This window comes from Dokdonella sp., assembly GCF_049593775.1.
In the GTDB taxonomy this organism is placed as follows: Bacteria; Pseudomonadota; Gammaproteobacteria; order Xanthomonadales; family Rhodanobacteraceae; genus Dokdonella.
Map to the genome: position 1 here is coordinate 1 of NZ_JBAWHJ010000484.1, position 7,220 is coordinate 7,220.

Below are 7,220 nucleotides of genomic sequence, written 5' to 3' on the forward strand. Positions count from 1 at the left end.
GTCCAGCCATCCAGAACTCGGGTGCGGCGGCTATCTGCCACCCAATGGCGACTGCGACCAGCAGCCCCAGGACACCGCTGCCGACATCCCCCATGAAGATTCGCGCACGCGGAAAGTTGAACGGAACAAATCCCAGCGTCGCCGCCGCGAACAAGGCAATCGTCCGCGCCTCGTCACTTCGACCCGCCTGCGCACAGATCCATGCAAGGACAAGAAAGACGAACAAGGCCTGAAGCGACAGCAATCCGTTGATGCCATCCATGAAATTGTGCAAGTTGATCGACCATACGATCGCCAGCGCGCAAATCAGCATGGCTGCCGCCATCCACCCGGCTGCCGGATTGACCGTCCACTCAGGACCGAGCAACTGCAGCGCCGGCATTCCTAGCAGGAAGGTCGCGAATACATGGGCGCAAAGCCGCAAGCGTGCGCTGAGCCCGCGATGGTCATCGATCCAGCCAACAATCGCGACTAGCGCGATTGCCAGCATCAAAACCAGCGTAGCCGTGAACCGCCAGCCGTTTTGGCCCTGCAGGTCTCCCTCCCCATCGAACATCCCGAAAATCAGCAAGCCTGCCAACCCCACCAGGACCGAAACGACAATCCCGATCCCCCCACCCCGTGGCGTCGGCAAATCATGCGAACGCCGCTGCCCGGGGTGGTCAATCAGTTGGCGTCGGTGTGCATAGCCGATGCTCAAGCGGGTCAACCAGGCTGAAAGGCCAAGGATGGCGGGACACAGGACGATCCACGCAGAATCGAAGCCCTGCATCAGACTATTCGCCAACCACGCTGTGGATGGGCCTGACAGTGCTCCAGTTCTTGCAACTGGGGCATTGCCAGTGATGCGCCTTGGCGCCGAATCCACAACGCGTGCAGCGGTACATGGCCTGGCCTTCAAGCAGTTTTCTGGTCAGGTCCCTCTGGATCAGCAAACTCTCGCGTGCCTCGTCACGAGCGGTGTGCAGGTTGGCATCGATCAGCGCAACCAGTGCTCGCACGGAGGGACGCTGATGCAGTTGTCGGGTGAGGAACTCGACAGCAGCCTTCTCGCCCTGGGTTCGGGAATAGAGGCTGGCCAGTGCCAGCACGGGCGAAACGCCCTGGTAGCGCTCTGTCATGCGGAGAAGGAACTCTTCTGCGCGCTGCATGCACTGGGCCTTGGCGTAGCAGTCCAGCAATGGCGACAGGATCTCCGGCACATAGTCGACATCAAGATCAGCCACGTGCTCAAAGGCAGTAATCGCTGCCTGGAGATTGTCGTTCGCGGCCTCGATATTTCCGAGAATGATGCTCGCGCGCACACAATCGACTTCGGCTTCCAGGGCTGCGGCCAGGCATTCCTTGGCGCGTGGCCAGTCCTTGACCGCTCGAGCCTGCTCTGCCAATTCGCAATGGAACTGCGCAATCATCGCGCCGCAGGATTCGCCAGTAGCCGCCTCCAGCCTGGTGGCGTTCTCTATGGCCTTGTTCCAGTCTCGTTCGTGCTGGTAAATCGAAACCAGATGGGTCAATGCGGAAGGTGCCAGCGCATTCATTGAAACCAGGTCCGTAAACAGGGTTTCGGCGCGATCAAGCAAACCGGCACGCATGTAGTCTTCACCAAGTTCCAGAAGGGCTACCGTTTTCTCTTCGTCACTCAGGCTGGGCCGGGCAATCAGGTTCTGGTGCACGCGAATGGCGCGATCGACCTCTCCCCTGCGTCGAAACAGATTGCCCAGGGCAAGATGCGTTTCAACAGTATCGCGGTTGTATTCGGCAAGTTTCAGGAACACTTCGATAGCCTTGTCCTGCTGCTCATTGAGCAGATAGTTCAGGCCTCTAAAGTAGTTGCTGGAAAGCTCACTGACGCGTGCACCGGATGTGCGCTCGCTTCCACGCCGGGCGACATACCAACCGGAGAATGCGGCGATCGGCAGCAACAGGAAAAGCAGGGATAGCTCGCTCATGTCTCGCCGACAGGATTGCCGCCAGTTGTCATTTCTGTTCTCGACTCGCTGAGCATGCGCTTGCACCGACGCAATTCGCGACGAAGGCGACGAACCCTGACAAACCAGACCAGCAGACCGCCAAGCACCCAGCCAAGCAGCATCGCCGCCAGCAATGCGGCGCCCTTGGGCAGTTGCAAGTCGACCAGATAGAAATCAAACAGGATGCGCTCGGAATTGAGCGCACCAAAGGTGGCGCCGAAAGCAACCGCGATCAGGATCATCACCACCACGCCAAGTCGCATGACCAACGCCTCCAGGAGACAGTCGCCAAACGGCGAGTCAAGGATGTACTGAAGGAATCAGTGGGCGATTTCAGCGATAACGGGGCTATTGCCACCGTTTACGCGCTCACGCAATTCCTTGCCGGGCTTGAAGTGTGGCACATGTTTGCCGGGCAAGGCGACCGCGTCGCCGGTCTTCGGATTGCGACCCATCCGAGGCGGACGGAAGTGCAAGGAAAAGCTGCCAAAACCGCGAATTTCGATGCGATCGCCATTGGCCAACGCATGCGTCATCTGCTCAAGCATGCTCTTGACCGCCAACTCGACATCATTGGAAGCCAGATGCTGTTGACGTGCGGAAAGTGCCTCGATCAGTTCGGATTTTGTCATCGCTGGTCGCACCGTTGTCGGGACAAAGAAGTGCCCACCACCCCTGTGGTGGGCACCATGGTTTCAATGGCAGGTCAAAGCAACGATCCTGCCAACCCGCAATTACTCGCGGTTGAACTTCTCTTTGAGCAAGGCACCCAGCTGGGTGGTTGCGCCAGTCGAACCCTGGTAATCATCAAGCACCGACTGCAGTTCTTCCTCATCCTTGGCACGGATGGACAGTTGCAGCACCCGGCCCTTGCGATCCATGCCGATGAACTTGGCTTCGACCGGGTCGCCTACCTTGAAATGCAGGGTTGCGTCATCGACACGCTCCTTGGCGATGTCGTTGGCGCGCAGATAGCCTTCGATGCCCTCACCGATATCCACGGTGACGCCCTTGGCATCCACTTCCCTTGCCGTTCCGTTCAGGATGCTGCCGCGCGGATTGTTGGCCATGAACTGACCAAACGGATCTTGCTCCAGCTGCTTGATGCCGAGCGAAATGCGCTCGCGCTCCGGATCGACGGCGAGGACAACGGCCTCGATATCGTCGCCCTTCTTGAAGTTGCGAACGAGGTCTTCGCCGGCTGCTGCCCACGAGATGTCGGACAGGTGCACGAGGCCATCGATACCGCCATCGAGACCGATGAAGATGCCGAAATCGGTGATCGACTTGATCTGGCCCGAAACCTTGTCACCCTTCTTGAAGATCGCGGCAAAGGCTTCCCACGGGTTGGCGCGGGTCTGCTTGATGCCGAGCGAGATACGACGACGCTCTTCATCAACGTCAAGAACCATGACTTCGACGTCATCACCCACCTGCACGACCTTGGCCGGATTGACGTTCTTGTTGGTCCAGTCCATTTCGGAAACGTGGACGAGGCCTTCGACGCCGGCTTCGAGTTCCACGAAGCAGCCGTAATCGGTGACGTTGGAAACCTTGCCGACTGCCTTGGTGCCGCTCGGGTAGCGGCGGCTGATTGCAACCCAGGGATCTTCGCCGAGTTGCTTGAGGCCGAGGCTGACGCGATTGCGCTCGCGATCGAACTTGAGAACGCGCACATCGAGCTCGTCGCCGACGTTGACCACTTCGCTCGGATGACGCACGCGCTTCCAGGCCATGTCGGTGATGTGCAGCAGGCCATCGATACCGCCGAGGTCGACGAATGCGCCGTAATCGGTGAGGTTCTTGACCACGCCCTTGACCACGGCGTTTTCCTGCAGGCGATCGAGCAGCTGTTCACGCTCGACACTGAATTCGCTTTCGACGACGGCGCGGCGCGAAACCACGACGTTGTTGCGCTTGCGATCAAGCTTGATGATCTTGAACTCGAGTTCCTTGCCTTCCAGGTAGGAAGGATCGCGGACCGGGCGCACGTCGACCAGGGAACCGGGCAGGAATGCGCGGACGTCCTTGATGTCGACGGTGAAGCCGCCCTTGACCTTGCCCGAGATGCGACCAATGACACTCTCGTTGGCGGTATGCGTTTCTTCGAGTTCGTCCCAGACGAGAGAGCGCTTGGCCTTCTCGCGCGAGAGCATGGTCTCGCCGAATCCGTTTTCGATGGAGTCGAGGGCAACCTTGACCTCGTCGCCCACTTCAATTTCCAGCTCACCTTCTTCGTTGCGGAACTGCTCGATCGGAACAATGCCTTCGGACTTGAGTCCGGCATTGATGACGACGACGTCGGAACGAATTTCCACAACAGTGCCGAGAACAATGGATCCCGGCTTGAGGTTGGCGATCGACTGACTCTGCTCGAACATCTCGGCAAAGCTTTCGGTCATCGCGGTTTCGGCAACACTTGAGTTCATGTAGTTTTCCAGAGGAGACAACAGGCCGTAATCAAGGCGTGGCACACTGGCTCACGCAACGCGGATTCGACCCACCTGTCGAGGGTGTGTTCGTACACACCGTTGAATTGCCGGCACGAATGCCGGACCGTTTCCCTTCTGCACGCCTTCAGGCAGGACGAACCACCGAGAGCACCGCGGCGACTACGCCAGCGACCGGAATACCTGTGGTATCGATCGTCAGAGCATCCACTGCAGGTCTGAGCGGAGCCACCGTTCGGGAGGCATCGCGCTCGTCGCGCGCCTGAATCTCGCGCAAAAGGGCGGCAAGGGTAACATTCAACCCCTTATCCTTCAACTGCTTATAGCGTCTCCGCGCCCTTTCCTCGGCGCTCGCCGTAAGGAACACCTTGTGTCCGGCATCCGGAAAGATCACGGTGCCCATGTCGCGCCCGTCCGCTACCAGGCCCGGCGCCTTGCGGAAGCCCTTCTGTTTGTCGAAAAGCGCACTGCGGACGCCCGGAAATGCGGCAATCGCAGAAGCCGCCGCACCGGCCGTTTCCGTTCGCAGCTCGTCAGTCGCGTCATGGCCATTGACGATGACCCGGGTTTCGCCGCCGTCGCCAGGGACACTGAAGCGAATTTTCGTGGTTTGCGCGCAACGGGCCATGGCCTCCTCGTCGGAGAGGTCAAGGCCAGCGGCGCCGGCCGCATACCCTACGGCCCGGTACAAGGCACCGGAGTCCAGCAGATGCCAGCCCAACTGATCGGCTACAAGTTGGCTGATCGTGCCCTTGCCAGAGCCCGAAGGCCCATCGATGGTCAACACTGGTACGGGTTTGGTTGGCATGCCAGTCGGAATTCGGGAACCAGTCCTGATTGTAACGTCGTGGCTGCGCGTGCGGTCGACAGGGTGATATCAGACAGATACGCGAACTGCCCCGCCGGGAGCGTACTGCGGTGACCGATGCGTGGCCCTTAGGGTATTGGTAGCCCCTGCGCATCTTGCGCGTGCGACATTCCCGAACCCATGTACAGCGCAACGCATGGCGCAGTTGGCGAGCAGTCGCCAAGCAGGTTCCACAGGCAATTCTCCTTGCCATGTTATTCCTCCGCAGACGCAGCATTCCTATAGTGCTTTCACCCGCCTGCGGGGCGGGAAAGCTTTGGGGTGATGGTTCAACATCGGCGCCGCCGGCACGCAAGAGAAAGTGACTCGCGCGCCGCAAGCGAATGAAAGCCTTTCATGAATGCCGCGTATACGGAGAAATTTCTCGACTACCGAATAGAGAGAAGCGACGAGCTTAAAGCGTGCTGATCGAAAATCCGGCCCGATTGGCCAGATCGAAGAATCCCGGAAACGAGGTGGCCACATTGGCACAGTCGCCCAACTCCACATCGCCATCCGCGAGCAAACCTGCCACGGCGAAACTCATGGCTACGCGGTGATCTCCGGCACTTTCGATCCGTCCCGGTCCGATCAAGCCACCGTGAATGACCGCGCCATCGGCTTGCTCGTGAATTTCCACACCCAACGCTGCAAGTCCGCGCGCCATGCTGGCGATACGGTCCGATTCCTTGACCCGAAGCTCACCCGCACCAGTGATCCGTGTCGTTCCCTTAGCCATCGCCGCTGCCACGAACAGGATCGGGAACTCGTCAATCATGTCGGCGACCAGGGCCTCTGGAACATCGATGCCATGCAGAGGCGAGTACCGGACATGCAGGTCGGCCATTCTTTCACCACCCTGATCCCTGGCATTTTTCTCGCTGATATCCGCACCCATCAGGCGCAGGACGGCAAGCAATCCGGTGCGTCGCGGATTCATGCCGACCGATCGCAACAGCAAATCGGAACCAGGCACCAGGCTGGCCGCCACCAGGAAGAAAGCCGCTGAGGAAAAATCTGCAGGGACCGAAACGTCAGTGGCCGACAGTCGATGCCTGCCTTTGAGGCGAACCCAGCCTGGGGAGAATTCGACTGGCCAGCCAAACGCCGCCAGCATGCGCTCGCTGTAGTCGCGAGTCGGATGGGCTTCCTGCACTTCGGTAGTGCCCTGCGCATACAAACCGGCCAGCATGATCGCCGATTTCACCTGTGCGCTGGCCACCTGCGGGGTATGCAAGTGCCCATGCAATTCCCTATTGCCGTGCACATGCAACGGAGGAAAGCCGCCACGCTGTGCCTCGATTCTGGCGCCCATCGCCGCCAGGGGTTCGATGATCCTGCCCATGGGCCGAGAGGTCAGCGACGCATCCCCAACCAGGCTGGAATCAAACGCCTGGCCAGCCAGCAAGCCAGCCAGCAAGCGCATGCCCGTACCAGCATTACCGCAATCGATCGGGCTGCCTGCGGCTTGGAGCCCGTGCAGACCGACGCCGTACACGATGCGACAAGCGGCAGACGGCGATTCAATGCGTACGCCCATCTGCCCAAATGCCGCCGCAGTCGCCAGGGTGTCCTCGCCCTCGAGGAAGCCATCGACCCTGGACACGCCGTCGGCAAGGGCAGCCAGCATGATTGCGCGATGCGATACCGATTTGTCGCCCGGAACCCGGAGCTCTCCATGCAGTGGACCCGCCGGCATGCTGATCCAGTCCACCCGCTGGCTCATGGAAGTGCGGCCAACAGTTGCTCGTTCTCGAAGCGGGTGCCCACGCTGATACGAATCGTGTTGCCGAGTCCGTAGCCGTCCATGGGCCGTACGATCACGCCTCGTTCAAACAGGTGGGCCTGAAGCGCACTGGCATCAGTACCCAGGTCGACCAGCAGAAAATTGGTTTGCGAGGGAAGGACGTGAAAACCGCGTTGCGCCAGGCCGGCACGCAACCACTCACGTTC

7 protein-coding genes and 1 pseudogene are annotated in these 7,220 nt (G+C 59.9%); all 8 read right to left on the minus strand.

The genetic code is table 11. The features are described 5' to 3' along the window. A pseudogene (locus WBP53_RS16820) lies at positions 1-772 on the minus strand (hypothetical protein); the annotation flags it as partial. A 4-nt stretch (positions 773-776) separates the two neighbouring features. Further along, positions 777-1,949, minus strand: a complete 1,173-nt coding sequence (gene lapB / locus WBP53_RS16825) for a lipopolysaccharide assembly protein LapB (RefSeq protein ID WP_423930906.1) — start codon at positions 1,947-1,949, stop codon at positions 777-779. Continuing rightward, positions 1,946-2,233, minus strand: coding sequence for a lipopolysaccharide assembly protein LapA domain-containing protein (locus WBP53_RS16830; RefSeq protein WP_423930907.1), 288 nt, complete (start codon positions 2,231-2,233; stop codon positions 1,946-1,948). Before WBP53_RS16830 ends, lapB begins: the two co-directional genes overlap by 4 nt. Positions 2,234-2,290: 57 nt before the next feature. Next, positions 2,291-2,614: an integration host factor subunit beta gene (locus WBP53_RS16835; RefSeq protein ID WP_423930908.1), complete on the minus strand. Its 324-nt coding sequence runs from the start codon at positions 2,612-2,614 to the stop codon at positions 2,291-2,293. 90 nt (positions 2,615-2,704) lie between these two features. Further along, complete coding sequence (gene rpsA / locus WBP53_RS16840; protein WP_423930912.1) at positions 2,705-4,372, minus strand: 30S ribosomal protein S1; 1,668 nt, start codon at positions 4,370-4,372, stop codon at positions 2,705-2,707. 175 nt (positions 4,373-4,547) lie between these two features. Beyond that, complete coding sequence (cmk, locus tag WBP53_RS16845; RefSeq protein WP_423930909.1) at positions 4,548-5,228, minus strand: (d)CMP kinase; 681 nt, start codon at positions 5,226-5,228, stop codon at positions 4,548-4,550. 454 nt (positions 5,229-5,682) lie between these two features. Continuing rightward, the gene (gene aroA / locus WBP53_RS16850) at positions 5,683-6,993 is read right to left on the minus strand and encodes a 3-phosphoshikimate 1-carboxyvinyltransferase (RefSeq protein ID WP_423930910.1); all 1,311 of its coding nucleotides are present in this window, start codon (positions 6,991-6,993) and stop codon (positions 5,683-5,685) included. Next, positions 6,990-7,220, minus strand: a 231-nt coding sequence (locus WBP53_RS16855; protein ID WP_423930911.1) for an aminotransferase class I/II-fold pyridoxal phosphate-dependent enzyme, incomplete at its 5' end; no start/stop codon positions are given. The genes aroA and WBP53_RS16855, both read right to left, overlap by 4 nt.